The sequence below is a fragment of the Rhizobium binae genome, from assembly GCF_017357225.1.
Classification (GTDB): Bacteria; Pseudomonadota; Alphaproteobacteria; order Rhizobiales; family Rhizobiaceae; genus Rhizobium; species Rhizobium binae.
The window spans coordinates 4,371,519-4,398,304 of sequence record NZ_CP071604.1; the positions used below are offsets into that span (position 1 = coordinate 4,371,519).

The 26,786-nt window shown below is 61.0% G+C and carries 26 protein-coding genes; 18 read left to right on the plus strand and 8 right to left on the minus strand.

Annotated elements, in window-relative coordinates; translation table 11 throughout:
- Nucleotides 1-276: 276 nt before the first annotated feature.
- From J2J99_RS21330 to J2J99_RS21340, 3 genes are all read left to right on the plus strand, one after another.
- Nucleotides 277-1,032, plus strand: a complete 756-nt coding sequence (locus J2J99_RS21330; protein ID WP_168295017.1) for a helix-turn-helix transcriptional regulator — start codon at nt 277-279, stop codon at nt 1,030-1,032.
- A gap of 173 nt (nt 1,033-1,205) precedes the next feature.
- Entirely contained in the window at nt 1,206-4,670 is a 3,465-nt protein-coding gene (pyc, locus tag J2J99_RS21335; protein WP_168295018.1) for a pyruvate carboxylase, read from the plus strand.
- A gap of 185 nt (nt 4,671-4,855) precedes the next feature.
- Complete coding sequence (locus tag J2J99_RS21340; protein ID WP_168295019.1) at nt 4,856-5,428, plus strand: NADPH-dependent FMN reductase; 573 nt, start codon at nt 4,856-4,858, stop codon at nt 5,426-5,428.
- A gap of 56 nt (nt 5,429-5,484) precedes the next feature.
- Here the strand turns inward: J2J99_RS21340 and J2J99_RS21345 are convergent, their stop codons facing one another.
- From J2J99_RS21345 to J2J99_RS21355, 3 genes are all read right to left on the minus strand, one after another.
- Nucleotides 5,485-6,246, minus strand: coding sequence for an amino acid ABC transporter ATP-binding protein (locus J2J99_RS21345; RefSeq protein WP_168295020.1), 762 nt, complete (start codon nt 6,244-6,246; stop codon nt 5,485-5,487).
- Entirely contained in the window at nt 6,243-6,923 is a 681-nt protein-coding gene (locus J2J99_RS21350) for an amino acid ABC transporter permease (protein ID WP_168295021.1), read from the minus strand. Before J2J99_RS21350 ends, J2J99_RS21345 begins: the two co-directional genes overlap by 4 nt.
- A gap of 200 nt (nt 6,924-7,123) precedes the next feature.
- Nucleotides 7,124-7,897, minus strand: a complete 774-nt coding sequence (locus J2J99_RS21355) for an amino acid ABC transporter substrate-binding protein (RefSeq protein ID WP_168295022.1) — start codon at nt 7,895-7,897, stop codon at nt 7,124-7,126.
- Between the two features lie 245 nt (nt 7,898-8,142).
- On the opposite strand from J2J99_RS21355, the gene J2J99_RS21360 reads away from it, so the two are divergent.
- From J2J99_RS21360 to hisC, 4 genes are all read left to right on the plus strand, one after another.
- Nucleotides 8,143-8,919 (plus strand): DeoR/GlpR family DNA-binding transcription regulator, encoded by a 777-nt coding sequence (locus J2J99_RS21360; protein WP_168295023.1) that lies wholly within the window; start codon nt 8,143-8,145, stop codon nt 8,917-8,919.
- Between the two features lie 63 nt (nt 8,920-8,982).
- On the plus strand, nt 8,983-10,176 hold the full coding sequence (locus J2J99_RS21365) for an MFS transporter (RefSeq protein ID WP_168295024.1): 1,194 nt from the start codon (nt 8,983-8,985) through the stop codon (nt 10,174-10,176).
- A 198-nt stretch (nt 10,177-10,374) separates the two neighbouring features.
- Nucleotides 10,375-11,625 (plus strand): flavodoxin-dependent (E)-4-hydroxy-3-methylbut-2-enyl-diphosphate synthase, encoded by a 1,251-nt coding sequence (ispG, locus tag J2J99_RS21370; protein WP_168295025.1) that lies wholly within the window; start codon nt 10,375-10,377, stop codon nt 11,623-11,625.
- A 16-nt stretch (nt 11,626-11,641) separates the two neighbouring features.
- The gene (gene hisC, locus J2J99_RS21375; RefSeq protein WP_168295026.1) at nt 11,642-12,703 is read left to right on the plus strand and encodes a histidinol-phosphate transaminase; all 1,062 of its coding nucleotides are present in this window, start codon (nt 11,642-11,644) and stop codon (nt 12,701-12,703) included.
- 1 nt (nt 12,704) lies between these two features.
- Here the strand turns inward: hisC and J2J99_RS21380 are convergent, their stop codons facing one another.
- Entirely contained in the window at nt 12,705-13,619 is a 915-nt protein-coding gene (locus tag J2J99_RS21380; protein ID WP_168295027.1) for a polyprenyl synthetase family protein, read from the minus strand.
- Nucleotides 13,620-13,755: 136 nt separating this feature from the next.
- Between J2J99_RS21380 and mtgA the strand changes: the two genes are divergently transcribed.
- From mtgA to J2J99_RS21405, 5 genes are all read left to right on the plus strand, one after another.
- Nucleotides 13,756-14,493 (plus strand): monofunctional biosynthetic peptidoglycan transglycosylase, encoded by a 738-nt coding sequence (gene mtgA, locus J2J99_RS21385; protein WP_168295028.1) that lies wholly within the window; start codon nt 13,756-13,758, stop codon nt 14,491-14,493.
- A gap of 96 nt (nt 14,494-14,589) precedes the next feature.
- Complete coding sequence (locus tag J2J99_RS21390; RefSeq protein ID WP_168295029.1) at nt 14,590-15,312, plus strand: DUF1868 domain-containing protein; 723 nt, start codon at nt 14,590-14,592, stop codon at nt 15,310-15,312.
- A gap of 13 nt (nt 15,313-15,325) precedes the next feature.
- Entirely contained in the window at nt 15,326-15,973 is a 648-nt protein-coding gene (locus J2J99_RS21395) for a glutathione S-transferase family protein (RefSeq protein WP_168295030.1), read from the plus strand.
- Nucleotides 15,974-16,130: 157 nt separating this feature from the next.
- Nucleotides 16,131-16,316 carry a 50S ribosomal protein L32 gene (gene rpmF, locus J2J99_RS21400; protein ID WP_003543812.1) on the plus strand — a complete coding sequence of 62 codons (186 nt, stop codon included), beginning with the start codon at nt 16,131-16,133 and terminating at the stop codon, nt 16,314-16,316.
- Nucleotides 16,317-16,479: 163 nt separating this feature from the next.
- Nucleotides 16,480-16,887, plus strand: coding sequence for a hypothetical protein (locus J2J99_RS21405; RefSeq protein ID WP_168295031.1), 408 nt, complete (start codon nt 16,480-16,482; stop codon nt 16,885-16,887).
- On the opposite strand, the gene phaR is transcribed toward J2J99_RS21405, so the two are convergent.
- A complete protein-coding gene (phaR, locus tag J2J99_RS21410; protein ID WP_168295032.1) occupies nt 16,882-17,457 on the minus strand; it encodes a polyhydroxyalkanoate synthesis repressor PhaR in 576 nt (191 codons plus the stop codon). The two genes, J2J99_RS21405 and phaR, sit on opposite strands and share 6 nt — an antisense overlap.
- A gap of 237 nt (nt 17,458-17,694) precedes the next feature.
- Between phaR and J2J99_RS21415 the strand changes: the two genes are divergently transcribed.
- Nucleotides 17,695-18,876 (plus strand): acetyl-CoA C-acetyltransferase, encoded by a 1,182-nt coding sequence (locus J2J99_RS21415; protein ID WP_168295033.1) that lies wholly within the window; start codon nt 17,695-17,697, stop codon nt 18,874-18,876.
- 67 nt (nt 18,877-18,943) lie between these two features.
- Nucleotides 18,944-19,669: a beta-ketoacyl-ACP reductase gene (phbB, locus tag J2J99_RS21420; protein ID WP_168295034.1), complete on the plus strand. Its 726-nt coding sequence runs from the start codon at nt 18,944-18,946 to the stop codon at nt 19,667-19,669.
- 102 nt (nt 19,670-19,771) lie between these two features.
- Here phbB and J2J99_RS21425 read toward each other — a convergent pair whose 3' ends face one another.
- The 3 genes from J2J99_RS21425 to J2J99_RS21435 all read right to left on the minus strand — a co-directional run bounded on the left by J2J99_RS21425 (nt 19,772) and on the right by J2J99_RS21435 (nt 20,564).
- Nucleotides 19,772-19,930, minus strand: coding sequence for a hypothetical protein (locus J2J99_RS21425; RefSeq protein WP_168295035.1), 159 nt, complete (start codon nt 19,928-19,930; stop codon nt 19,772-19,774).
- Between the two features lie 191 nt (nt 19,931-20,121).
- Nucleotides 20,122-20,382 carry a YMGG-like glycine zipper-containing protein gene (locus J2J99_RS21430; protein ID WP_168295036.1) on the minus strand — a complete coding sequence of 87 codons (261 nt, stop codon included), beginning with the start codon at nt 20,380-20,382 and terminating at the stop codon, nt 20,122-20,124.
- 26 nt (nt 20,383-20,408) lie between these two features.
- Complete coding sequence (locus J2J99_RS21435; protein ID WP_003543790.1) at nt 20,409-20,564, minus strand: DUF3309 family protein; 156 nt, start codon at nt 20,562-20,564, stop codon at nt 20,409-20,411.
- A gap of 807 nt (nt 20,565-21,371) precedes the next feature.
- Here J2J99_RS21435 and J2J99_RS21440 point away from each other — a divergent pair.
- The 4 genes from J2J99_RS21440 to J2J99_RS21455 all read left to right on the plus strand — a co-directional run bounded on the left by J2J99_RS21440 (nt 21,372) and on the right by J2J99_RS21455 (nt 26,467).
- On the plus strand, nt 21,372-24,563 hold the full coding sequence (locus J2J99_RS21440; protein WP_168295037.1) for a helicase-related protein: 3,192 nt from the start codon (nt 21,372-21,374) through the stop codon (nt 24,561-24,563).
- A gap of 2 nt (nt 24,564-24,565) precedes the next feature.
- Nucleotides 24,566-24,970, plus strand: coding sequence for an RNA-binding S4 domain-containing protein (locus J2J99_RS21445; RefSeq protein WP_168295038.1), 405 nt, complete (start codon nt 24,566-24,568; stop codon nt 24,968-24,970).
- Nucleotides 24,971-25,161: 191 nt separating this feature from the next.
- On the plus strand, nt 25,162-25,500 hold the full coding sequence (gene fdxA / locus J2J99_RS21450; RefSeq protein WP_011427210.1) for a ferredoxin FdxA: 339 nt from the start codon (nt 25,162-25,164) through the stop codon (nt 25,498-25,500).
- A 394-nt stretch (nt 25,501-25,894) separates the two neighbouring features.
- Nucleotides 25,895-26,467, plus strand: coding sequence for a CarD family transcriptional regulator (locus tag J2J99_RS21455; RefSeq protein ID WP_168295039.1), 573 nt, complete (start codon nt 25,895-25,897; stop codon nt 26,465-26,467).
- Nucleotides 26,468-26,786 lie beyond the last annotated feature (319 nt).

Consider the following 26,786-nt stretch of genomic DNA (forward strand, 5'->3'; position numbering starts at 1 on the left):
AAGCTGAACGCTCCATTGCCTCCTGCGACGAAATCGGAGCCGCATCAATAGCATAAAGCAGTGGCTCGCGTGAAGATCGCTCACATCTTTTGGCATCAGGGTCTGGCAACCGGATGCCTGCCGGTTTATATGCCACGACAATTTGCGCTTGCATTTTAATAAATGTTTAGCACAGCATTGAAATTCAAGACTGCATTATTGAAGACCGTTTCGCGACCAAATTGAAAAGCCGCCAACGGCCTGGATGCGGACTTAGGTCCGGACAAGGGGCGTTTTGTGAATATTAATTCGTTAATTCAAGTGCTTGTAATTTTGGAAGAGTGCCCAAATCCGGACGCCGTCATCACCGAGCTCGAGCAGGTCCTCCACGGTTCCGGCTTCGAGTATTACGGCCTGCTGCGCCATTTGCAGAAGACACCGGCGCGACACAATTCGGAACTGCGGGCTGCACAGCTGGCCGGCCGCTGGCCGGAACGATGGCTGCAGATATATGCCGCAAAGAAATATGTCCGGATCGATCCGAGGGTGCGCTATCTCGCCCACGCGCAGCGGCCTTTCCGCTGGCGGGAAAGCATGGCGGCGTTCAACGGCGACGCGCATCGGCGCCGCATGGAGCAGATGATGGTCGACGCCTTCGGCCACGGATTGGAGGACGGCTACCTCTTTCCGATCCACGGGCGCAACGGCATTCTGGGCAGCCTCAGTCTCGGCGGCAGACCGATCGAATTGTCGCCGGTGGAAATCGCCCTGCTCGAGGCCGTGGCGCGCAAGACCTTCTGGCGACTGCTCGAGCTGACGGGCGAGGCCGAGGCACTGGAAACGGTGCTGCCGGCTGAGACGCCGCTGACGCGGCGCGAGATGGAAATCCTGCACTATCTCGCCGAAGGCATGACGTCGATGGAGATCAGCAAGATGCTGAAAATCTCGAACCACACCGTCGATTGGTACATGAACAGCCTGCAGGACAAGCTGAAGGCGAAGAACCGGCAACAGGCAGTGGCGATCGCTTTCCGCCATGGCCTGATAAGCTGAGCTTTTCTGATCCGTTTCGCCAAAATTGCTGCATACTGCCAGTCGACATGTCTTCGCATGGCGAGAAAGTGCGTTTCGCAGTCGCAAGAGAAATTGAACTTCCTGTGACAAGAAGTTAAGAATTTTCTTCGCGGGTGCAGCATGCCCGCCTCTGAACGACGGAGGAGACCGTTTTGCCCATTTCCAAGATACTCGTTGCCAATCGCTCTGAAATAGCCATTCGCGTGTTCCGCGCGGCCAACGAGCTCGGAATCAAAACGGTGGCGATCTGGGCGGAAGAGGACAAGCTGGCGCTGCATCGCTTCAAGGCGGATGAGAGCTACCAGGTCGGCCGTGGTCCGCATCTGGCGCGCGATCTCGGGCCGATCGAAAGCTATCTGTCGATCGACGAGGTGATCCGGGTCGCCAAGCTTTCGGGCGCCGACGCCATTCACCCCGGCTACGGCCTCTTGTCGGAAAGCCCGGAATTCGTAGATGCCTGCAACAAGGCCGGCATCATCTTCATCGGCCCGAAGGCCGATACGATGCGCCAGCTCGGCAACAAGGTCGCGGCGCGCAATCTGGCGATCTCGGTCGGCGTGCCCGTCGTGCCGGCGACCGAACCATTGCCGGACGACATGGCCGAGGTGGCGAAGATGGCGGCGGCGATTGGCTATCCCGTCATGCTGAAGGCCTCCTGGGGCGGCGGCGGCCGCGGTATGCGCGTCATCCGCGCCGAAGCCGATCTCGTCCGCGAGGTGACGGAAGCCAAGCGCGAGGCAATGGCGGCCTTCGGCAAGGACGAGGTCTATCTGGAAAAGCTGGTCGAGCGCGCCCGCCATGTCGAAAGCCAGATCCTCGGCGATACGCACGGCAATGTCGTGCATCTGTTCGAGCGTGACTGCTCGATCCAGCGCCGCAACCAGAAGGTCGTCGAGCGCGCGCCGGCGCCCTATCTTTCCGAGGCGCAGCGCCAGGAGCTCGCCGCCTATTCGCTGAAGATCGCGGCGGCGACCAATTATATCGGCGCCGGCACCGTCGAATATCTGATGGATGCCGATACCGGCAAATTCTACTTCATCGAGGTCAATCCGCGCATCCAGGTCGAGCACACGGTGACCGAAGTCGTCACCGGTATCGACATCGTCAAGGCGCAGATCCATATCCTCGACGGCGCCGCGATCGGCACGCCGGAATCGGGCGTTCCCGCTCAGGCCGACATCCGTCTCAACGGCCATGCGCTGCAATGCCGCATCACCACGGAAGATCCGGAACACAACTTCATTCCGGATTACGGCCGCATCACCGCCTACCGCTCGGCCTCCGGCTTCGGCATCCGCCTTGACGGCGGCACTTCCTATTCCGGCGCCATCATCACCCGCTATTATGATCCGCTGCTCGTCAAGGTGACGGCCTGGGCGCCGAACCCGTCCGAAGCGATCAGCCGCATGGACCGGGCGCTGCGCGAATTCCGCATCCGCGGCGTGGCCACCAACCTGACCTTCCTCGAAGCGATCATCGGCCACCCGAAGTTCCGCGACAACAGCTACACCACCCGCTTCATCGACACGACGCCGGAGCTCTTCCAGCAGGTCAAGCGTCAGGACCGCGCGACGAAGCTCCTGACCTATCTCGCCGACGTCACCGTCAACGGCCACCCCGAAGCCAAGGACAGACCGAAGCCGCTGGAGAATGCCGCCAAGCCGGTGGTGCCCTATGCCAACGGCAATGGCGTGAAAGACGGCACCAAGCAGCTTCTCGACAGGCTTGGTCCGAAGAAGTTCGGCGAGTGGATGCGCAACGAGAAGCGGGTGCTTCTGACCGATACGACGATGCGTGACGGCCACCAGTCGCTGCTCGCCACCCGCATGCGCACCTATGACATCGCCAGGATCGCCGGCACCTATGCGCATGCGCTGCCGAATCTCTTGTCGCTCGAATGCTGGGGCGGCGCCACCTTCGACGTCTCCATGCGCTTCCTCACCGAAGATCCGTGGGAACGGCTGGCGCTGATCCGCGAGGGCGCGCCGAACCTGCTCCTGCAGATGCTGCTGCGCGGCGCCAACGGCGTCGGCTACACCAACTATCCTGACAATGTCGTCAAATACTTCGTCCGCCAGGCTGCCAGGGGCGGCATCGATCTCTTCCGCGTCTTCGACTGCCTGAACTGGGTCGAGAACATGCGGGTGTCGATGGATGCGATTGCCGAGGAGAACAAGCTCTGCGAGGCGGCGATCTGCTACACCGGCGATATCCTCAATTCCGCCCGCCCCAAATACGACCTGAAATATTATACCGACCTTGCCGTCGAGCTCGAGAAGGCCGGCGCCCATATCATCGCAGTCAAGGATATGGCGGGTCTGTTGAAGCCGGCGGCGGCGAAGGTGCTGTTCAAGGCGCTGCGCGAGGCGACCAGCCTGCCGATCCACTTCCACACGCATGACACGTCGGGCATTGCGGCCGCCACCGTTCTTGCGGCCGTCGAAGCCGGTGTCGACGCCGTCGATGCGGCAATGGATGCGCTTTCCGGCAATACCTCTCAGCCCTGCCTCGGCTCGATCGTCGAGGCGCTCTCCGGCTCCGAACGCGATCCAGGCCTCGATCCGGAATGGATCCGCCGCATCTCCTTCTATTGGGAAGCTGTGCGCAATCAGTATGCTGCTTTCGAAAGCGACCTCAAGGGCCCGGCCTCGGAAGTCTATCTGCATGAAATGCCGGGTGGCCAGTTCACCAATCTCAAGGAGCAGGCGCGCTCGCTGGGACTGGAGACCCGTTGGCACCAGGTGGCGCAGGCCTATGCCGACGCCAACCGGATGTTTGGCGATATCGTCAAGGTGACGCCCTCCTCCAAGGTCGTCGGTGACATGGCCCTGATGATGGTCAGCCAGGATCTGACGGTCGCCGACGTCGTCAGCCCCGAGCGCGAAGTCTCTTTCCCGGAATCGGTGGTCTCGATGCTGAGGGGCGATCTCGGCCAGCCGCCGTCGGGATGGCCGGCAGCGCTGCAGAAGAAGGCGCTGAAGGGCGAAAAGCCCTATACGGTGCGTCCCGGTTCGCTGCTGAAGGAAGCTGATCTCGATGCCGAGCGCAAGGTCATCGAGACGAAGCTGGAGCGCGAGGTCAGCGACTTCGAGTTTGCCTCCTACCTGATGTATCCGAAGGTCTTCACCGACTTCGCGCTCGCCTCCGATACCTATGGCCCAGTCTCGGTGCTGCCGACGCCGGCCTATTTCTACGGGCTGGCCGATGGCGAGGAGCTGTTTGCCGATATCGAAAGAGGCAAGACGCTCGTCATCGTCAATCAGGCGATGAGCGCCACCGACAGCCAGGGCATGGTCACCGTCTTCTTCGAGCTCAACGGTCAGCCGCGCCGCATCAAGGTGCCGGACCGGGCCCATGGGGCGACGGGCGCGGCTGTCCGCCGCAAGGCCGAACCCGGCAATGCCGCACATGTCGGTGCGCCGATGCCCGGCGTCATCAGCCGCGTCTTCGCCTCGTCCGGCCAGGCCGTCAGCGCCGGTGACGTGCTCGTCTCCATCGAGGCGATGAAGATGGAAACGGCGATCCACGCGGAAAAGGATGGAACCATTGCCGAAATCCTCGTCAAGGCCGGCGACCAGATCGATGCCAAGGACCTGCTTGTCGTCTATGCCGGTTGAGCCTTGCCGAGAGGCTTGATCAGTTGGCCGGCTGCTTCGGCCAATCACCCGATTGTGTGTGATCGAGCTGTCGGAAAGCTGATTTTTCGGAGCGTTTACGGCCTCCTCGCCTTGCCTGGCGAGGAGGCTTTCTCATAGACTTGAGGTCGTATATCCGCCCCAAGACCAACCAGGAAATCCTCTCCATGAGCAAGTTGAAGTTTGCCGTCATCGTCGGCAGCACACGCATTGGCCGTTTCGCCGAACATCCGGCCAAGTGGATCGCTGGGCTCGTCGGCCAACGCTCCGATCTCGAAGTCGAGGTTCTCGATCTTCTCGACTATCCCATGCATTTCTTCGGCGAAGAGCGGGCAACTACGGCGGAAAGCGAAGCCGCCGAGCGCTGGAAGAAGAAGCTACGCGAATTCGACGGCTTCATTTTCACCGTTGCCGAGTACAATCATGCGCCGACGGCGGTTTTAAAGAACGCGATCGATCTCGGCGAATTCATCCAGAAGCCGGTCGGTTTCGTCGGTTATGGCGGTGTCGGCGGCGCACGTGCGGTCGAGCAGCTTCGTCTGATCTTCGTGGAAATGGGTGCCGCTTCCGTCAAGACCGGCGTCCACATCGCCTTCAGCGAATATCTTGCCGTTCTCAAGGAAGGCAAGAGCCTGGGCGATTACGCGCATCTCAACGAGGCTGCCAAGAACCTGCTCGACCAGATCACCTGGTGGGGCAATGCGCTGAAGGCAGCGCGCTCCGTCGTCACCTCGGCCTGAGCCAGGTCGTTTAGACACAAAGCGTCTCACGTGAATCATGATTCACGTGAGACAGTTCAGATATCGTAGGTATGAGCGGCGTTGATCGTCGAAATGAAGCGCTTGGTGCGTTCGCGCTGCGGCGCGGTGAAGATCGCCCTGGCGCTGCCCGTTTCCACCACGCTGCCGGCTTCCAGGAAGACCACGTCATTGGCGATCTTGGAGGCGAGGCGCAGATCATGGGTCGCCATGACCATGGTCGTGCCTTCCCGGGCCAACTGGCCCAGCACATCGACCACTTCCGCGGAGAGTTCCGGATCGAGCGCCGAGGTCGGCTCGTCACACAGAAGCACGCGCGGCGACGGCGCGAGCGCCCGGGCGATCGCCACGCGCTGTTGCTGGCCGCCCGATAATGTCGAAGGCCAGGCATCGGCCTTGTGCGCCATGCCGACCTTCGTCAGGAGTTCGGTGGCGCGTTCGCGGGCTTTCTCCTTCGGCCATTTCAGCACCGTGACCAGACTTTCCATGACGTTTTCGATCGCGGTTTGATGCGGGAAGAGCTGGAAGTTCTGGAAAACCATGCCGGTCTGGCGGCGGATTTTTTGGATTGCCTGCCAGCCGACCCGTTTGCCGGGCGCGAAGGAAAGCTCTGCCTCGCCGAGGCGGATTGCACCTGATGTCGGGATTTCGAGCAGGTTGATACAGCGCAGCAGCGTGCTTTTGCCGCCACCTGAGGGCCCGACCAGCGCGGTGACGCTGCCTTCGGGGATGCGAATGCTGATGTCCTTCAGGATAATGGCGTCGCCGAAGCGCTTTTCGATGTTGGAAAGCTCGATCATGCATTTGCCTCGAGCATGCCGCCGTAACGCGAGAAGCGGCGTTCCAGCCGCACCTGCAGCTGCGAGAGGATGGAGCTCAGCGCAAGATAGATCAGCGCCGCCTCGATATAGAGGATCAGCGGCTCATAGGTGGTGGCGACGATGCGCTGAGCTGCCTGGAACAGTTCCGGCACGGTGATGGCGGCGGCAAGCGACGTGTCCTTGACCAGCGAAATGAAGGTATTCGACAGCGGCGGCACGGCGACGCGGCCGGCCTGCGGCAGGATGGTGCGGCTCATCGCCTGGCGCCAGCTCATGCCGATCGAATAGGCCGCTTCCCACTGACCCTTGGGCACGGAGGAGATGACGGCGCGGATGATCTCGGAGCTGTAAGCGCCGATATTCAGGGTAAAGCCAATGAGGGCGGCGGGAAAGGCATCGAGAAGGATGCCGATGCTCGGCAGGCCGTAGAAGATCACGAAGAGCTGCACGAGCAGCGGAGTGCCACGGATGACCCAGACATAGAAACGGGCGACGGCCGTAAACGGTGCGGGACCGAAGAGGCGGGCGATCGCCGTGATCAGGCCGAGGATCAGACCGAAGGTGAAGGACAGCAGCGTGAGGGGGATGGTGAAGATCAAACCCGCCCAGAGGAGCGAGGGCAGCGATTCCGCCATCAGTTGAAGCCAGTGCTGCAAGAAAGGTTCCCTCTCTTCGGTTGGGTGGTGACATCTCGAATATCCCTCCTCAACCCCTCCCTACAAGGGGGAGGGGGTTTGGATGCCGTTCCCGACGCCTTTCACTTCATCGTTTCATCCGCAGGAAGGCCGATGTTTTCTGCAAGCGGATGCTTCAAGTTAGCCCCTCCCTTGGGGGGTTGAGAGGGGATTTTCCCAACTTACTTCGAAACGTCCTGGCCGAAATATTTGTCGGCGATCTTCTTGTACGTACCGTCGGCCTTGATTTCGGCAAGCGCCTTGTTGATTTCGGCAAGAAGCTCCGGCTCGTTCTTGCGGATGATGATACCGGAGTAATCGGCATTTTCCTGCTGGGCGGCAATCTTCACCGGCGCGTCCGGCTTATGCTTCTTGAAGTCCAGGAAGGAGAGGCTGTCGTTGATCGTCGCATCGGCGCGTTTGGTCAGCACGAGCTGGATCGACTGGTCGAAACCGTCGGTGCCGACGAGCTCCGCGCCGGCCTCGGTCGCGAGCTTGCCGAAGTTGCTGGTCAGCGACTGGGCGGATTTCTTGCCCTTCAGATCGGCGAAGGTCTTGATGCTGTCGTCGCCGTCGCGGACGATCAGCACGGCCTTGGAAGCGATATAGGGTTCGGAGAAATCATATTTCTGCTTGCGGGCTTCGGTGATGCCGACCTGGTTGATGACGGTGTCGTAGCGCTTGGCGTCGAGGCCGGCGATCAGGCCGTCCCACTTGCCTTCGACGAATTCGGCCTTGACGCCGAGCTTGGCGGCGATCGCCTCGCCGATCTCGACGTCGAAGCCGATAAGCTTGCCGCTTTCGTCATGATAGGTGAAGGGCGCATAGGTGCCTTCGGTTCCGATCTTGAAGACGCCCGCCGATTTGATGGCAGCTAGGTTTTCGCCGGCATGGGCGGGCAGGAGGGCTGCAGCCTGAATGAGGACAGCGGCGGCGGCGGTTTTCAACCAATTCATTGTTTTGTCCATCCTTGGGAGGTGTGATCGGATTCGGCATAGTTTGCAGAAAACTAGGGCGGCGGAAGCGTAGAAAACTGCGAATAAATGCAGAAACTGCAAAATATTTTTCTCCGGCGGCGGCCGCCGCCCAAGGGGGCGCATTGTTTCATCGCATCAGAAAACGTGTAGCTGTGCATGTTGTCTGCACGATCATAAACGTTTATGCATGTTTTCATCAGATCGGCCAATGACCCGGTAGGAACATGCAGGATTTTCTGTTGCGAGAGCGCCAAGATGTGATTTCCGAGCGGCTGCGGCTGAACGGCCGCGTGCTGGCGGCGGAACTTGCGCTCGAATTCGGCGTCTCCGAAGATACGGTACGGCGCGACCTTCGCGAGATGGCGGCGGCGGGACTCTGCGAGCGGGTCTATGGCGGGGCCTTGCCGGTTTCGCCGGCGCATGGAAGCCTGACGCAGCGCATCGGCATTGTCGCCGACCGAAAGCAGGCACTGGCGCGGGCCGCGGCAAAGCAGATCGCCGCCGGTCTGACCGTGTTCTTCGATGCCGGCAGTACCAATCTGGCGATTGCCAACGCCTTGCCTGCCGAGCTCGAACTGACGGCTGCGACCAATGCGCCGGCCATCGCCGCGGCGTTGCTCGACAAACCTGCTGTCAGCATCATCCTGATCGGCGGCATGATGGACCGGCAGACCGGCGGCGCGCTCGGCGCCAAGGCCCTGCGGGATATGGAGCAGATTTCGCCCGATCTCTGCATCCTCGGCGCCTGCGGCGTCGATCTCGAGGCCGGCATCACCGCCTTCAGCTTCGAGGATGCGGAGTTCAAACGTTTTGCCACGTCGAGAAGCAGAAAAGTTCTGGCGGCCGTGACCTCGGAGAAGTTCGGCACCGCTGCACCCCACAGCATACTGCCGGTTGCGCATTGCGAATGCTTGGTCGTCGAGCACGATGCAGATCCAGCCGTCCTCGCCGGCTACCGCGAGCGCGGCTGTCGGACCATCATCGCCGAGAAAACGAACTGAGGCCGCCCAGGCGGCGTTTAGAAAACGGGCTCTTCAAAGCCCGATAACGAGGAAAGACTGAAAATGGACAGTCATGTGAATGCGCCGCCGGGGGTCCGCAGGGGCTTCCTTACCAGAAGCAGGGCAGCGGTTTCCCTGCTCTTTCTCATGAACGGCTTTGTCGTCGGCTGCTGGGCGCCGAAGATACCGGATTTCGCCGAGCGTCTCGGGCTCTCCAAGTTCGAGCTCGGGCTGATGATCATCGTCTTCGGCATCGGCTCGCTGGTCATGATGCCGATCGCCGGCGCACAGATTGCCAAGCATGGCTCGCGCGTCGTTGTTCGGGCAACGGCTGTCTGCGTACTGCCGTTGCTCCTGGCGCTGACGCTCGCGCCGAACGTGATCACCGGGGCGATCGCGCTCTTCCTGTTCGGCGGCTTCATCGGCGCGATGGATGTGGCGATGAATGCCAATGCGGTCTCGGTCGAACAATCGATGCGCCGCGCCATCATGTCGTCCTGCCACGCCTTCTGGAGCCTCGGCGGCCTGATCGGCTCCGGCCTCGGCGGCATCGTAATCGCCAAGCTCGGCATTCTCGGCCATGCCCAGCTGGCGACCGCGCTGGCGGCGATCTTCCTTGCCGTCGCCTGGCCGATGATCCTTGCGGATCCGCCGCATCCCGACACCAAGAAGGAAAAAACCAGGCTGCCGATGGTGCCGCTGCCATGGCTGCTCGGATTGATGGCGCTGTTCTCGATGGTGCCGGAAGGTGCGGTTCTAGACTGGGGCGCGCTCTACCTCCGCCAGGAAATGGACGCATCCGTAGCACTTTCCGGCCTTGGTTTCGCAGCCTTCTCGGCGACCATGGCGATCATGCGCTTTGCCGGCGATCTGGTGCGCGACCGTTTGGGCGGTGTCAAGACGCTGCGGGTCTGCACGCTGTTTGCCATTGCCGGCATGCTGCTTGCGGGTTTCGCGCCGGACGCCGAGATTGCCATCCTGGGCTTTGCCCTGTGCGGCATCGGCATTTCCAACATGGTTCCGATCGCCTTCTCGGCGGCCGGCAACATTCCCGGCCTGAAGCCCGGCATCGGCATTTCGGTCGTCACCACCATGGGCTATTCCGGCATGCTGGTCGCGCCGTCGGTGATCGGCTTCGTCGCCGAGCATGTCGGCTTTGCCGTCGTATTCATGGCGCTGCCGGTGCTGCTGCTCGTCGTTCTCCTGTTCTCGAAGCTCGCCCATTATGCCGATGGCGTCTCCGGAGGAGGCCACTGAGCCGCTTCCAAACAAAAGTGATACAGGAGGCGGTTGACAAGCCGCCGGGCTTGATCCACCTGAATGGCGCTGTCTCTAAAGCGCGGGGCAGTCTTTCGGAGAGGGCCCTGCGCTTTAGGTCCTTGTTTTACGCATGTCGTCATCGCAAAACCGCTGCAGATTGTTGCGCGACATGTTTTAGGGGTGCAAAAACTCTTCATGTCTTCAGCCGCCGCTTTTGATCCGAAACCGCGCCGCGCTTCCGTTGCCGTCGATGTCGGCGGCGTCATCGTCGGCGGTGGCGCGCCGATCGTCGTGCAATCCATGACGAACACCGATACGGCCGATATCGACTCGACCGTCGCTCAGGTCGCGGCCCTCCACCGGGCAGGCTCGGAGCTGGTGCGCATCACCGTCGACCGCGACGAGAGTGCGGCTGCCGTGCCGAAGATCCGCGAGCGGCTGCTGCGGCTCGGCATGGACGTGCCGCTGATCGGCGACTTCCATTATATCGGCCACAAGCTGCTTGCCGATCATCCGGCCTGCGCCGAGGCGCTGGCGAAATACCGCATCAATCCCGGCAATGTCGGCTTCAAGGACAAGAAGGACAAGCAGTTCGCCGAGATCATCGAGATGGCGATCCGCTACGACAAGCCGGTGCGCATCGGCGTCAACTGGGGTTCGCTCGATCAGGATCTGCTGACGGCGCTGATGGATGAGAATGCGGCCGCTGGCTCGCCGCTCTCGGCCCGGCAGGTGACGCGCGAGGCGATCGTCCAGTCGGCGCTGCTTTCGGCAGCGCTAGCCGAGGAAATCGGCCTGCCGCGCAGCCGCATCATCCTGTCGGCCAAGGTCAGCCAGGTGCAGGATCTGATCGCCGTCAACTCCATGCTCGCCGAACGCTCGAACCATGCGCTGCATCTCGGCCTGACCGAAGCCGGCATGGGCAGCAAGGGCATCGTCGCTTCGTCGGCGGCGATGGGATTCGTGCTGCAGCATGGCATCGGCGATACGATCCGCGTCTCTCTGACGCCCGAGCCGAACGGCGACCGCACGCGCGAAGTCCAGGTGGCGCAGGAAATCCTGCAGGTCATGGGCTTCCGTCAGTTCGTGCCCGTCGTTGCAGCCTGTCCGGGCTGCGGACGCACGACGTCGACGGTGTTCCAGGAACTGGCCCAGAATATCCAGAACGATATCCGCAAGAATATGCCGGTCTGGCGCGAGAAATATCCTGGTGTCGAGGCGCTGAATGTCGCCGTCATGGGCTGTATCGTCAACGGACCGGGTGAAAGCAAGCACGCCGATATCGGCATTTCGCTTCCCGGCACCGGCGAGACGCCCGCAGCGCCCGTTTTCGTTGACGGCAAGAAGGCGTTGACGCTGCGCGGCCCCAATATTGCCGCTGATTTCGAAGCACTTGTCGTCGATTATATCGAGAAGCGCTTCGGCCAGCGGACGGCGGCCGAATGAAGACCGCCGCATTTAGATGAGCCGGTATTGGTCGCCCATCGTCAGCAAGCTTCAGCCCTATGTCGCGGGGGAGCAGCCGCGTGTTCCCGGCCTGATCAAGCTTAACACCAATGAGAATCCCTACGGCCCGTCTCCCAGGGCGCTCGAGGCGATCGAGGAAGCGGCGGACGATCGTCTGCGGCTCTATCCCGATCCGACTGCGACGGAATTGCGCGAGACGATCGCGGCCCGATTCGGTCTGACGGCAGATGAAGTGTTCGTCGGCAACGGCTCCGACGAGGTGCTCGCTCATACGTTTCAGGCGCTGCTGAAACACGACCTGCCGCTTCTCTATCCGGATGTCAGCTATCCTTTCTATCCAGCCTATAGCCTGCTATACGACGTCGAGACGATCGAGGTACCTGTCGACGACAGGTTCCGGATCCGGCTGGCGGACTACGACAGGCCGTGTGGCGCGATCATCATCCCCAATCCGAATGCGCCGACCGGCATCGGCCTGCCGCTTGCCGAGATAGAGGCGTTTGTCGCCGCACATCCGGATGCGGTCGTGGCGATAGACGAGGCCTATGTCGATTTCGGGGGCGAAAGCGCTGTCCCGCTCATTTCCAGATATCCCAATCTGCTGGTCATACAGACCTTGTCGAAATCACGCTCGCTTGCGGGTCTGCGCGTCGGTTTTGCGCTGGGCCAGAGGGAGCTGATCGAGGCGCTGGTGCGCGTCAAGGACAGTTTCAATTCCTATCCGCTCGATAGTCTGGCACAGGTCGCCGCGACGGCCGCGATCAAGGACGAGGCGTGGTTCGAGGCGTGCCGGAGGAAGCTTGTTGTCAGCCGGGACGCTCTTGTCCGGGACCTCCAAACATTGGATTTCGAGGTGCTGCCGTCTCAGGCGAATTTCATTTTCGCAAGGCATGAAAGCCGGCCGGGCGCCGCACTTCAAGCCGCGCTGCGGGAGCGCGGCGTTCTCGTCCGGCATTTCGCCAAGCCGCGCATTTCGCAATTCCTGCGCATCAGCATCGGCACAGACGAGGAATGCGCCCGCCTGGTGTCCGCTCTCAAGGAATTATTGGCAGCCTGATCTAACTCTTCCGGTCGGCGATGAAATGCGCCGCGGCAACGAGGGTTGATGCACGGGCGCCGTAGGGAGCCAGCAGCGCCTCGGCGTCAGCGACATGCCGGCGGAGCTCGGTATCGGCCCATTCCATACCGTGCAGCGCCACGAGCGTGCCCTTGCCGCGGGCCGTGTCCTTGCCGGTCGCCTTGCCCATGGTTGCGGCATCCGAGGTCAGGTCGAGAATGTCGTCGGCGAGCTGGAAGGCAAGGCCGATCTTTTCGCCGAAGGCGCGCAGCCGGCGGCGGTCCTCCTGCGGGCTTCCTGCGATGATGGCGCCGGCCTCGCAGGCAAAGCGGATCAGCGCGCCCGTTTTCATCGCCTGCAGGCGGATGATGCCGGCCTCGTCTGGAGCCTGTTTTTCCGCCGCGAGATCGAGCGCCTGGCCGCCAGCCATGCCGCCGAGACCGGCGGCGCGCGCAAGCGCCAGAACCAGCGATGCCTTGCTGGCATCGGGAAGCGCCGATTCCGGTGCTGCGACAATGTCGAAGGCGTAAGTCAGCAGGCTGTCGCCGGCGAGGATCGCGGTGGCTTCATCGAACTTGACGTGCACCGTCGGTTTGCCGCGGCGCATGTCGTCATCGTCCATGGCCGGCAGATCGTCATGCACGAGGGAATAACAGTGCACGCATTCGAGTGCGGCGCCAATGCGAAGGGCGGCCTGCGCATCGCCGCCGAGAAGAGCGGCACTTTCGACGACCAGGAATGGCCGCAGCCGCTTGCCGCCATTCAGCACGGCATAGTGCATGGCGCCGCGCAGGGTCTCGGGCCTGGCGATTTCGTCGGAAAGGGCGTTCGGCAAAAGCAATGCGTCGAGCAGCGCCTCGATCTCGCGGGCGTTGTTCTTCAGCCTCGTCTCGAAAGTGTCCCGGTTCGCGTCCATCGGCGCTGTTTGGCATGGGGCAAGGGGGCTTGCAACGGAATTGTCGATGGCTACCGCAAGATTTCCCGTGTGCTCTGGCATAAGCGTCTCACAGGGGTTATGAGAACGACAGGGAGCGAAGTGGACTGGGGGCATTTTGGATATAGCGCCGGAGACAGAGGATATCGTCGACATGCCGGCCCATCGGCGATGGTTCGAAAATCGGCCTGTGCTGAAGCGCATCGTTGTTGCCGTGCTGGCATTGGTCGTCCTTCCCTATGTGCTGATCTTTTTCTACCTGCTGCCCTTCATCCACCCGGTCTCGACGCTGATGCTGCGCGATCTCGTGCTGCTGCGCGGTTATGACCGCAGATGGGTATCGCTGGACGAGATCTCGCCTGCACTGGTGCAGTCGGTGATGATGTCCGAGGACGGGCAATATTGTTTTCATGGCGGCGTCGACTGGGCGGAGATGCGCATGCTGGTCGAGGATACGCTGAAGGGCCAGGCAACGCGCGGCGGCAGCACCATCCCGATGCAGACGGCCAAGAATCTCTTTCTCTGGAACAGCCGCTCCTTCGTGCGTAAGGCGATGGAGCTTCCGCTCGCCGTCTCCACGGATTTCGTCCTGTCGAAGCGGCGGCTGATGGAAATCTATCTCAACATCGCCGAATGGGGTCCCGGCATCTACGGCGTCGAGGCGGCGGCCCAGCATCATTTCAAGGTTCCGGCCTCGAAGCTGACGCGGCGGCAGGCGTCGCTGCTGGCCGTGTCGCTCCCGAACCCGATCGACCGCAATGCCGGCAAGCCGGGACGCGGCCTTCGCCGGCTGGCCGGCGTCATCGAAAGGCGTGCGCAGGGTTCGGGCGATTACATCAAATGCATCTATGAATGAGATCAGAACTTGTCGTTAGAAACGGCAAGCGTCATCTGACATTCTTGGTTCTGCCATATGGGCGAATACAGTCCAACCAGAACCCCCGAGTCGCCCATGACCGCAATGACCTTTTCTCCCGAGCTTCTTCGTTATTCGAAGAGGCACAATTCAAATCCGCCCGCCCATCTCGGCAGCCGCTATCGCAAGGCTGGCGGCTTCCTGCCGGAAGCCGGCAATACCATCGTCTGTCATGTCGAGAAGGCATCGCGGACGCAGGCGGCGCTGATCGAGGCGCGCGAAAGATATCTGGTCATGCCCGAGGCCCCGCAGTTCCTCTTCACGCCGATCTCGAGTCTCCATATGACGCTTTTCGAAGGCATCATCGAGAGCCGGCGCCGGCAGGAGTGCTGGCCGCATGATCTTCCTCTCGATGTGCCGATTGACGACATGACCGCGCTGCTGGCAGAGCGGCTCGAAGGCTTTTCTATGGCCGAGCCTTTCAAGGTCGCCGTCGTCGCAGCCCGCCCGTCAGGGCTGTTGGTCGACGGGGTGACGGAGAGCGACCGCAAGATCATGCGTGCCTGGCGCGATGCCTTTGCCGATCTTCTCGGCTATCGCCAGCCGAACCATCTGGATTACAAATTCCACATTACCTTCGCCTATCCGACCGAATGGCTGGAGGATGAAGCGTTGCCGCGCTGGCAGGCGATGCTGGACTCGGTGGCCGCGGATATCCGCCGCAAGACACCCGTCTTAGAGCTGACGCCGCCGGCGTTCTGCGTGTTTGAGGACATGAACCATTTCCACGAACTGCTGATCTTCGATATCGGCGCCTGAACGGGAGAAGCCTATGAACAGACCGACGCTTTACATCGGCAACAAGAACTATTCTTCCTGGTCGTTCCGGCCATGGATGGCGCTGACGGGCGCCGGCGTCGATTTCGAGGAAATCCTGATCCCCTTCGACTATCCCGGCGGCAATCCCGATATCAAAGCCATCTCGCCGACCGGCCGCGTGCCCCTTCTGCAGCATGGCGGATTGAGGATATGGGAATCGCTGGCGATCATCGAATATGCCGCCGAGCTATATCCGGATGCGGGGCTCCTGCCCGCAGATCGCGCCGACCGGGCGCTCGCCCGCTCGGTTTCGATGGAGATGCTCTCGAGCTTCCGGGCCCTACGCAACGCCTGTCCGATGAATATCCGCAGGCCGAGGGGCAAGATCGCGCTGCCGGAAGGCATCGAAGCTGATATCGGCCGTATCGAGGCGATCTGGCGCGATCTTCTGCAGAAATCCGGCGGGCCGTTTCTCTTCGGCGCGTTCAGCGGCGTGGATGCGATGTTCGCGCCTGTGGTCAACCGTTTCGATGTCTATGATCTCGTCAGCCAGGATGATACGCTCGCCTATATGAAGACGATGAAGGCGCATCCGGCCTGGCGGAAATGGGAAGAGGCGGCCCGCGCCGAGCCCTGGATCGTCGCGGAAGTCGAGGTCTGAGGCTCGAATCGTCGGCTTCGCAAAAAGATACGCATGGGGACTGGTCAAGGCCGCCCCTTGCATGTATAAGCGCGCAAAATTTCCGAAATCGCGACATGTCCGTTTCGGCCGCCAGTCTGGCCGTGGGAGTGTTTTGCCCGCAAGTGGAGTAAGAAAAATGGCTGTACCGAAGAGAAAAACGAGCCCGTCCAAGCGCGGCATGCGCCGTTCGGCTGATGCGCTGAAGGCTCCGACCTATGTCGAAGACAAGAATTCCGGCGAACTGCGTCGCCCGCATCACATCGACCTGAAGACCGGCATGTATCGCGGCCGCCAGGTCCTGACGCCGAAGGAAAGCGCATAATTTTTCGATTCGGCTCGTCCGATCGAAGCTTTTCGAGGCCGGCGTGACGCCGGCCTTTTTGCATTTCCCTGCAGCGGGGTTATCGGCAAATATAATATTTGCAGCGGCTTGAAGTGGGAAGGCGGTTTACGGCAGTATTCCCTTGGCGCCAGGAGATTTGCCGATGATAGCCGCAATGCCGCTGATGATTATCCCGTTTATTCTTTACAATCTGGCGATGCTCGGCCTGATGGGCGATGGCGGCATTGCAGTGCTGAAGCATGACGTCATCGTGCTGTCGATGCTCTCAGGCGCGATCTGGAGCATGGCGCTCGGCGATCTCTTTATCGTCGTAGCGCTTGTCGTTTTGTTCTTCGAAATCCTGAAAGCGACCAGAACCGGTCCCGGCAACCTTTCGAATCATATCCTGTCGATGCTGGTGTTCATCGCCTTGCTGGTCGAGTTTCTGCTCGTCCAGGACGCTGCGACGCAGGTGTTCTTCATTCTGATGACGATCGCTCTGATCGATGTGATCGGCGGTTTTGCAGTTTCGATCCGAAGCGCCGGGCGGGATGTCTCGATCGGCTTATAGGTTGTCGAGCTTGTTCTGAAGGGCGCGGAGCTGTTCCTTCAGCTCGTCGATATCCTTGGCCTCGGCCTTGCGGCTTTCCTTGGCCGCCGGCGGAGCCATGAAAGGCGAGAACATCTGCATGGCCTGCTGAAACAGCTCGGTGTTGCGGCGGACCTGGTCCTCGACCATCTGCATCGGCAATTGCAGGTTCTTGCCGAGAGGCGTCTCGCCAAAGGCGCGGTTCACCTGCTCGCGCATCTGGGCCTGCTGCTCGGTGAAAGCGCGCATCGAATGTTCGAGAAAGCTCGGCACGACCATCTGCATCTGGTCGCCGTAATAGGTGATGAGCTGGCGCAGGAAGGAGATCGGAAGCAGCGTGTTGCCAGTCTTCGATTCCTGTTCGAAGATGATCTGGGTCAGCACCGAATGGGTGATGTCATCTCCGCTTTTTGCATCCTGGACGATAAAATCTTCGCCCTTCTTCACCATCTCCGCCAGATCTTCCAGCGTCACATAGGTGCTGGTGCCTGTATTGTACAGGCGGCGATTGGCGTATTTCTTAATGACAATCTGACCCTCATTCTTCGCCATATCAGTCTCCTGAACCCCCGTCTGATTTATGGATGTTCCTCCACTTCAGACTGTAAACGCAAAAGAAGGCCGGTGACAATCTCTTTGTGCTATGCGGCAAACCTTTAACAGATCATACGAATCGGCTTTGCGGGCCGCCGCCGAAAAATTCGGGCGGCCGGTCTTCGCGTTTGACTTGTGCTCAAAGCTTTGCCAGTTTCCCCTTATATAAGTGGGACGAAAACGAGGAGCCTCCCCATGAGCAATGCATCCGTCGTCATCGCCAGTGCAGGTCGAACAGCAGTTGGTTCGTTCAACGGCGCTTTCGCAACGGTCCCCGCGCACGAACTCGGCGCGGCCGTCATCAAAGGCGCGCTCGCGCGCGCCGGCGTCGATGCCGGCGACGTGGACGAGGTGATCCTCGGCCAGGTGCTGGCCGCAGGCGAAGGCCAGAACCCGGCTCGCCAGGCGGCGATCAAGGCCGGCATTCCGAAGGAAGCGACAGCCTGGGGCGTCAACCAGCTCTGCGGCTCAGGCCTGCGCGCCGTTGCGCTCGGCATGCAGCAGATTGCCACCGGCGATGCCAAGATCATCGTTGCCGGCGGCCAGGAATCCATGTCGATGGCGCCGCATGCCCTGCACTTGCGCGGCGGCGTCAAGATGGGTGACGCGAAGATGGTCGACACGATGATCAAGGATGGCCTGACCGATGCCTTCCATGGTTATCACATGGGCATCACCGCCGAGAATATTGCGCGTCAATGGCAGCTTTCGCGCGACGAACAGGATCAGTTCGCCGTCGCTTCACAGAACAAGGCCGAAGCCGCCCAGAAAGCCGGCCGATTTACCGATGAGATCATCCCTTATGTCATCCAGACGCGTAAGGGCGACGTTACGGTTGATGCCGACGAGTATATCCGCCACGGCGCCACGCTGGAGGCGATGGCCAAGCTGCGGCCGGCCTTCGACAAGGACGGCACGGTGACGGCTGCGAATGCCTCCGGTCTCAATGACGGCGCCGCAGCAGCAGTGCTGATGAGCGAAGCCGAAGCGGTCCGCCGCGGCATCCAGCCGCTCGCCCGCATCGTTTCCTGGGCAACGGCGGGCGTCGATCCTTCAATCATGGGTACCGGCCCGATCCCGGCGTCCCGCAAGGCGCTGGAAAAGGCCGGCTGGTCGGTCGGCGATCTCGATCTCGTCGAAGCCAACGAGGCTTTTGCGGCGCAAGCCTGCGCTGTCACCAAGGATCTCGGTTGGGATCCTGCTATCGTCAACGTCAATGGCGGGGCGATTGCCATCGGCCACCCGATCGGCGCTTCCGGCGCGCGCGTTCTCAACACGCTGCTGTTCGAAATGAAGCGCCGCGGCGCGAAGAAGGGCCTGGCCACGCTTTGCATCGGCGGCGGCATGGGTGTCGCCATGTGCTTCGAAGCACTTTAATAGCATACGATCCATCATTGATTGAAATCCCGCCGCGCGCGGGGCGAAAACACAAGGGGAGCGGAACATGAGCAGAGTGGCTCTGGTCACCGGAGGGACACGCGGCATCGGCGCAGCCATATCCATGGCATTGAAAAACGCCGGATACAGGGTGGCGGCAACTTATGCCGGCAATGACGAGAAGGCCAGAGCCTTTCATGACGTCACCGGCGTTGCCGTATTCAAGTGGGACGTTTCCGACTACGCTGCCTGCGGTGAAGGGGTCGCCAAGGTTGAAAGCGAAATCGGCCCGGTCGAGATTCTCGTCAACAATGCCGGCATCACCCGCGATGCCATGTTCCACAAGATGACGCCGCAGCAGTGGCACGAGGTGATCAATACCAACCTCACCGGCCTATTCAACATGACGCATCAGGTCTGGACCGGCATGCGCGACCGCAGCTTCGGGCGCATTGTCAACATCTCCTCGATCAACGGCCAGAAGGGCCAGATGGGCCAAGCCAACTATTCGGCCGCCAAGGCCGGCGATCTCGGCTTCACCAAGGCGCTTGCCCAGGAAGGGGCGGCGAAAAACATTACTGTCAACGCCATCTGCCCCGGTTACATCGGAACGGAAATGGTGCTTGCCGTGCCGGAGAAAGTGCTGAACGAGCGCATCATTCCCCAGATCCCCGTCGGCCGTCTCGGCGAGCCGGAAGAGATCGCCCGTTGCGTCACCTTCCTCGTCTCCGACGATGCCGGCTTCATCACCGGTTCAACGCTGACGGCCAATGGCGGGCAGTTCTTCGTTTAGCCCCGGTTGACGATCCAGATCGACTTGAAGCGACAGCGTCTGCCTGGCTGCGCTGTCTCTTTTATGTGCGGGACCGGATATCCGCAACGCGGGTTCAGAACGTCAGGAGCGGCTGCGGGGGTTGCGATGTCCGCGGGCTGGAATCCTGACCGGCACTGTTTGCGCCGCCCGGTCTTCGCTGCGAAGGGCTGAGATCGCGCTTGTCACGAAGGCCAAGGCGATGGGAACGGCGACGGCGGAACCCATGAAAATCTGGGCCATGGAGGCGTTCCCTTTCGGTGCGTGGGCGGCTTTGTCTGCCCATTGCGCTTGAGAAGGAATATGCGGTCGGCGGGTCGACGCCGGCAGGCTCGACTTTCGAAACCGATCGTCAACGTCGCGTTGACGCAGGATGCCAGCAAAGAAAAACGGGCGCCAGGGCGCCCGTTGGGAGTCCGATATGATTTTGCCGGTCAGTAGCGGCAACGGGCCTCGTAGCGGCGGCCGTAGCGGTCGCGATAAATGCAGTAGCCGCGGCGTTCGACCGACTGGCCGATCAGCGCGCCGGTCAGACCGCCGGCAACGGCACCGACTGCGGCACCGCCCCAGCTGTTGGTTACGGCGCCGCCGATGACCGCACCGGTGCCGGCGCCGATCGCCGTGCCCTGCTCGGTCGGAGTACAGGATGCGAGAGCGCCCACGAGCGCGCCAATGAGAACAATTTTCTTCATCATGTCGTAACTCCCCAGGTTGTCGGGCTTTAGATGCGCCCCATTAGTACAAGGATAATGATAATGACGAGAACTAGCCCCAAACCGCCCGAAGGTCCATAGCCCCAGCCACGGCTATAACCCCAATTCGGCAAGGCTCCGATCAAGAGTAGAATGAGGATAACGAGAAGTATCGTGCCAAGCATTGCGTGTTTCCTTCATTTTCATCCGCAATCTGAATGGACAAGAAACACGCATTGGCGATTTTTGTTCCCGGTTGAGCCCGCGAATTGTGATGCGGCACGATTCATGGTTTGTGATCGATGCTGCCCAGTAAAATAGCACTATGGTTAAAAAGACGTTTAAATACAACATGTTGCGGCGAACAAAGCACGAAGATTGCAATGTCGTCGATTCGTCGGCGATTCGTTCCGTTTTTGATCAATCCGATGACGTAAGCGCTCCCCGCTTAAACGATGTGAATTTCGTCGTCGAAAGGTTAATCCTCGGCCTGCGGCGTCAGACGCGAGGGGCAGTCCCCCGACTGCATATAGCGGCAACACATGGCGGCGCCACCAGATCTTGCCGTGAACGAAAGGTGAAAGCGGTTTGGTCGGCGATTCGTCTCCGATTCGTTCCGGATTTGGTCGAAGGGTTAATTGGCCAGGAATGTTCGCTTGGCAAAAAGCGCACGGCCGACCGCCGGCAAGGCGATGGAGATGCGAACAGGAGAGAGTCTCCCGATTCAGCATCTAGTGGAAAAAAGTGATTCAAAATCAATACTTAGCCGTGAACAAAAGCTGAATCCGCGGGAGTCAGCGATTCGTCGCTGATTCGTTCTCAGGCTGTTCTGAATCGGAAATGCAGGCGTCCCGGATGACTCGCAGAGGTCGTAATCCTCGCTGCATTTTAAAATCTGCCCTTGCGTTTGCGGCGGCAGCTGTCCATGTGTTCTGTGCCTCCGTCGAGAGGCGACAATTTTCCTGGGGCCGCCTGCCTCTTTTGCATGGACCATGACTCTGACTTCGCAGCCGATGATTCTGAGCGGGCGCGGTGTGACCGCGATGCTCGGACCAACCAATACCGGCAAGACCCATTACGCCATCGAGCGCATGGTCGCACACGGGACCGGCGTGATCGGCCTGCCGCTGCGGCTGCTGGCGCGCGAGGTCTATACGCGGGTGGTGGAGAAGGTCGGTGTGCAGAACGTGGCGCTGGTCACCGGTGAGGAAAAGATTTCGCCGGCCAATGCACGCTTTTCGGTCTGTACCGTCGAAGCGATGCCGCGGGACACGAAGGCCGCCTTCGTTGCGATCGACGAGGTGCAGCTCGCCGGCGATCTCGAGCGCGGTCATATCTTCACCGATCGCATCCTGCACCTTCGCGGCCGCGAGGAAACGCTGCTGCTCGGCGCGGCAACGATGCGGCCGATCCTTCAGCAGCTGCTGCCCGGTATCACCATCGTCGAACGGCCGCGGCTTTCGCATCTTTTCTATGCCGGGCAGAAGAAGATCACCCGGCTGCCGCAGCGCTCCGCCATCGTCGCCTTTTCGGCCGACGAGGTTTATGCCATCGCCGAGCTCATCCGTCGGCAGCGCGGCGGCGCGGCGGTCGTGCTGGGCGCGCTCAGCCCTCGCACCCGCAATGCGCAGGTCGCGCTCTACCAGGCGGGCGACGTCGAATATCTGGTGGCGACCGACGCAATCGGCATGGGCCTCAATCTCGATGTCGATCACGTCGCTTTCGCCCAGGACAGAAAATTCGATGGATACCAGTTCCGCAACCTCAATCCGGGTGAGCTCGGCCAGATCGCCGGCCGCGCCGGGCGGCACGTGCGCGACGGAACCTTCGGCGTCACCGGCCAGGTCTCGCCCTTCGACGAGGAGCTGGTCCAGCGCATCGAAGGCCATGAATTCGACAATATCAAAGTCTTGCAGTGGCGCTCGACCGAGATGGACTTCTCCTCGATCCATTCGCTGCGGGCCAGTCTCGAGGCGGGGCCGCGCGTTGCCGGACTGACGCGTGCGCTGCCCGCGGTCGACCAGCAGGCGCTGGAGCAGCTTTCGCGCTATCCCGAAGTCATCGATCTCGCCGATCGGCCGGCCCGCGTCGAAAAACTCTGGGAGGCTTGCGCACTTCCCGACTACAGGCGTATCACTCCGGCACAACATGCCGATCTGATTGCGACCCTCTTTTCCGATCTCGTCCGCTATGGCACGGTGAACGAGCAATTTCTGGCGGAGCAGGTTCATCGCTCCGATCGGACCGATGGGGAAATTGACACGCTTTCGGCGCGAATCGCGCAGATAAGGACCTGGACCTATGTTTCGAATCGGCCCGGCTGGCTGACCGATCCGACACATTGGCAGGAAAAGACGCGGGAAATCGAAGATCGATTGTCCGATGCGTTACATGAAAGGTTGACGAAACGCTTTGTTGATCGCAGGACATCTGTGCTCATGAAGCGCCTGAGAGAGAATGCGATGCTGGAAGCTGAAATCAGTGTGAATGGCGATGTCTTCGTTGAAGGACATCATGTAGGGCAGTTGAGCGGGTTCCGTTTCACGCCGGTGGCGGGAACGGACGGACCGGATGCCAAGGCGGTTCAGGCTGCGTCGCAAAAAGCGCTCGCGCTCGAATTCGAAGCCAGAGCGGCGCGGATGCATGCCGCCGGCAACAGCGATCTGGCGATCGGCTCGGACGGTTTGATCCGCTGGCTCGGAGATCCGGTGGCGCGGCTTTCGGGCAGCGATCACGTCATGCGCCCGCGGGTGATCCTGCTGGCCGACGAGCAGTTGACGGGCAATGCCCGCGATCACGTCGCCGCCCGCATCGAGCGCTTCGTCAATCATCATATCAGCACAGTGCTGAAGCCGCTCGATGATCTGTCGCGCGCCGAGGACCTGCAGGGTCTCGCCAAGGGGCTCGCTTTCCAGCTCGTCGAGAATCTCGGCGTACTCTTCCGCCGAGACGTGACTGAGGAGGTGAAGTCGCTGGATCAGGAGGCTCGCGCCTCCATGCGCCGCTACGGCGTGCGTTTCGGCGCCTATCATATCTTCGTCCCGGCCCTTCTGAAGCCGGCGCCAGCCGAACTGATCACGCTGCTCTGGGCGTTGAAGAACGACGGTTTGGACAAGCCGGGTTACGGTGACCTCATTCCCGTGTTGGCCGCCGGTCGCACCTCTGTCGTGACCGATCCAAGCTTCGAGCGGATGTTCTACAAGCTCGCGGGCTTTCGTTTCCTCGGCAAGCGCGCCGTGCGCATCGACATACTTGAGCGGCTTGCCGATATCATCCGTCCGCTGCTGCAATGGAAACCCGGTCAGAACAATCGTCCGGAGGGCGCCTATGACGGCCGCCGCTTCACGACGACGACGGCGATGCTGTCAATACTCGGCGCGACGCTCGAGGACATGGAAGAAATCCTCAAGGGTCTCGGCTATCGCGCCGATGCCGTGAAGGCGGAAGAGGCGTCGGCTCATCTTGCCGCGCAGGACGCCGCTTCGGCGCCCGCAGCCTCCGCGCAAGCATCCGCGGAAGAAACGGTGGAAAAGGCCGATCACGACGACGCCGACGCAGCGGCGGAGGAGGCCGTTTCCGAGCCGTCCCCAGCCGAGGCGGCCGCGGCAGAAGCGCCAGCGGCAGAAGCAGTTCAAGACAACCCTGCGACCGAAGCCTCGGCGGAGGTTTCGGCTGCCGGGGAAGCGGCCGCTGCTTCCGGAGAGGCCGGCGAACCGGCGGAACCGAAGCCGGTTCTTCTCTGGCGCCTCGGCGGCCGCAACGATAATCATCGTCAGGCGCGTGGCGGCCATGGCGAACGCCGCGGTGGCCAGGGCCATGATCGGGGCCAGAACCAGGACCGCGGCGAGCGCAATCGCCGCCCGGGCGGCGGCGAAGGCGGCGAAGGAAATCGCGGCGGCGACGGACGCGACAACAACCGCAACAACCGCGGCAAGGACGGCGGTCGTGATGGCCGGCCGCAGCAGGCACGGGGCGGTGAGCGCAAGGACCAGCCGCGCGGCGACCGGCCGGACCGTAGCGAGCGCAAGGATCGCGGCGAGCGCAATGACCGTAACGATCGCAACAACAATCGCGGCGCACAGCCGCTGCGCTTCGAGGCCAAGCCGCCGCGCAAGGAGAAGCCGATCGATCCGGATTCGCCCTTCGCCAAGCTCGCCGCTCTCAAGGAACAGATGAAGAAGTAGTCATGGGCGGGGAGACACAGCCGGTAAGCGGTTCGCGCCAGCGCATCGACAAGTGGCTGTTCTTCACGCGCATGGTGAAGTCGCGTTCGCTGGCGCAGAGCCATGTCCAGTCGGGGCACGTGCGCATCAACGGCGAGCGCTGTAGCCAACCGAGTCAGATGGTCAAGCCGGGCGACCGCATCGAGTTGACGCTGGAACGGCGTGACGTCGTTCTCATCGTGCGTCTCGCCGGCGAGCGGCGGGGGCCCTACGAGGAGGCCCGCCTGCTCTATGACGACCAATCGCCGCCGCCGGATGAGGCAAAACGCCTCACCCCCTACGAGCAGGCGATCCGCGCCACCGGGGCCGGCCGTCCGACCAAAAAGGAAAGACGCGCGATCGACAGGCTGATGTCGGACGAGGATTAGAAAACTCTGCTCGACGCGACGGCTTTTGCAGATCGTTTATCCTTGAAATCCGGCGATAAAGCCGATACGTCACTGACAACCTGCCGGAAGCGTGCTTGCCTCCCAAGCCTGTCCACGCTTCGTTCGGCACGGGGATAGGCGCGACGTTCCAGGTTGCCCGGCCCCACCGCATGGAAATCCTGGAGTTCTTCATGACCTACGTCGTGACCGACAATTGCATCAAGTGCAAATACACCGATTGCGTAGAAGTCTGCCCCGTCGACTGCTTCTATGAAGGCGAGAATTTCCTCGTCATTCATCCCGACGAATGCATCGATTGCGGCGTCTGTGAGCCCGAATGTCCCGCCGAGGCGATCAAGCCGGATACCGAGCCGGGCCTCGACAAGTGGCTGAAGATCAATACCGAATATGCCAGCATCTGGCCGAACATCACGGTCAAGAAGGACCCGCTGCCGGAGGCCAAGGAGATGGACGGCCAGACCGGTAAATTCGAGAAATATTTCTCCGAAAAACCTGGTTCCGGCGACTGATTCGGCTGCGCGATTTGACCGCAGGATTTGGGCATTTCCGCGATGAAACGTTTTAAATCCTGCGTGTCTGAGATGGGTGATGTGTGTTGCCCGCATGACTCAGGCGAAGCAAATTATTGATTTCCTCATATTTTTATGATAGGTTTCGCCTACTGTTCCATTTGTGGCATGGCGCATGCCCAAAACCATCACGAAAGCAGAACAAATCCGTACGCGGTTTCCGTGACATATCAACGCTTTGAGCGCCGGGTCCCCCAGATCGCGCGCAAGAAGTCCTTGCTTTTGCCTGATGGGACCAGAGTGAAGTCACCCGACGGATGCAACCGTCTCAACCGGGCCTGACTGACCCGGCTCCGGCCGCCGCCGGATGCGTAACAGGGAGTTTTTGAATAGAATGACGACTCAGCAGAAAAAACCTTCTACAGCACGTCACGGCTTCAAGACCGGTGAATCGATCGTCTACCCCGCTCACGGCGTCGGTACCATCACTGCTATTGAAGAGCAAGAAGTTGCCGGCATGAAGCTCGAACTTTTCGTTATCGATTTCGAGAAGGATAAGATGCGCCTGAAGGTTCCGGTCGCGAAGGCGATGAGCATCGGCATGCGCAAGCTTTCGGAAACGGATTTCGTCGATCGTGCATTGAAGGTTGTGCAGGGCAAGGCGCGCATCAAGCGGACCATGTGGTCCCGCCGCGCCCAGGAATATGATGCCAAGATCAATTCCGGCGATCTGATTTCCATCGCTGAAGTCGTCCGTGATCTTTATCGTGCGGAAAACCAGCCCGAGCAGTCCTATTCCGAACGGCAGCTCTACGAGGCCGCGCTCGACCGGATGGCGCGCGAGATCGCCGCTGTTAACAAGATGTCGGAAACCGAGGCTGTCCGCCTCGTCGAAACCAACCTCAACAAGGGCCCGAAGCGCGGCAAAGCCATCGAAGAAGACGATTCGCAGGACGAAGCCGCATAAGGCGACCCTGTTTTTCCAATGAAAAAACCCGGCCTTCGTGCCGGGTTTTTTATTGGAACTTTTTCCTGACTGCCGCGTTTATCATACGTAATTGCGGACTGCTCGTCGAGCGCTGGCTCTTCGGCTCGCCGCTGTTCTATCAATGTTCGGTGAGGAGCGGATCATGCCTTTTCAATATTGCCCCTTCGGCAACATGGAGAAACAGGTCCAACCCGGCCGCTTTAGCGGCTCATGATGAAAAATAGGGCCTCCCGCTGAAAAGTCCAGGGGTGAGGCCTTCATGCATTCGGAACCCCATTGAGTCCGGACAGCGATGTTC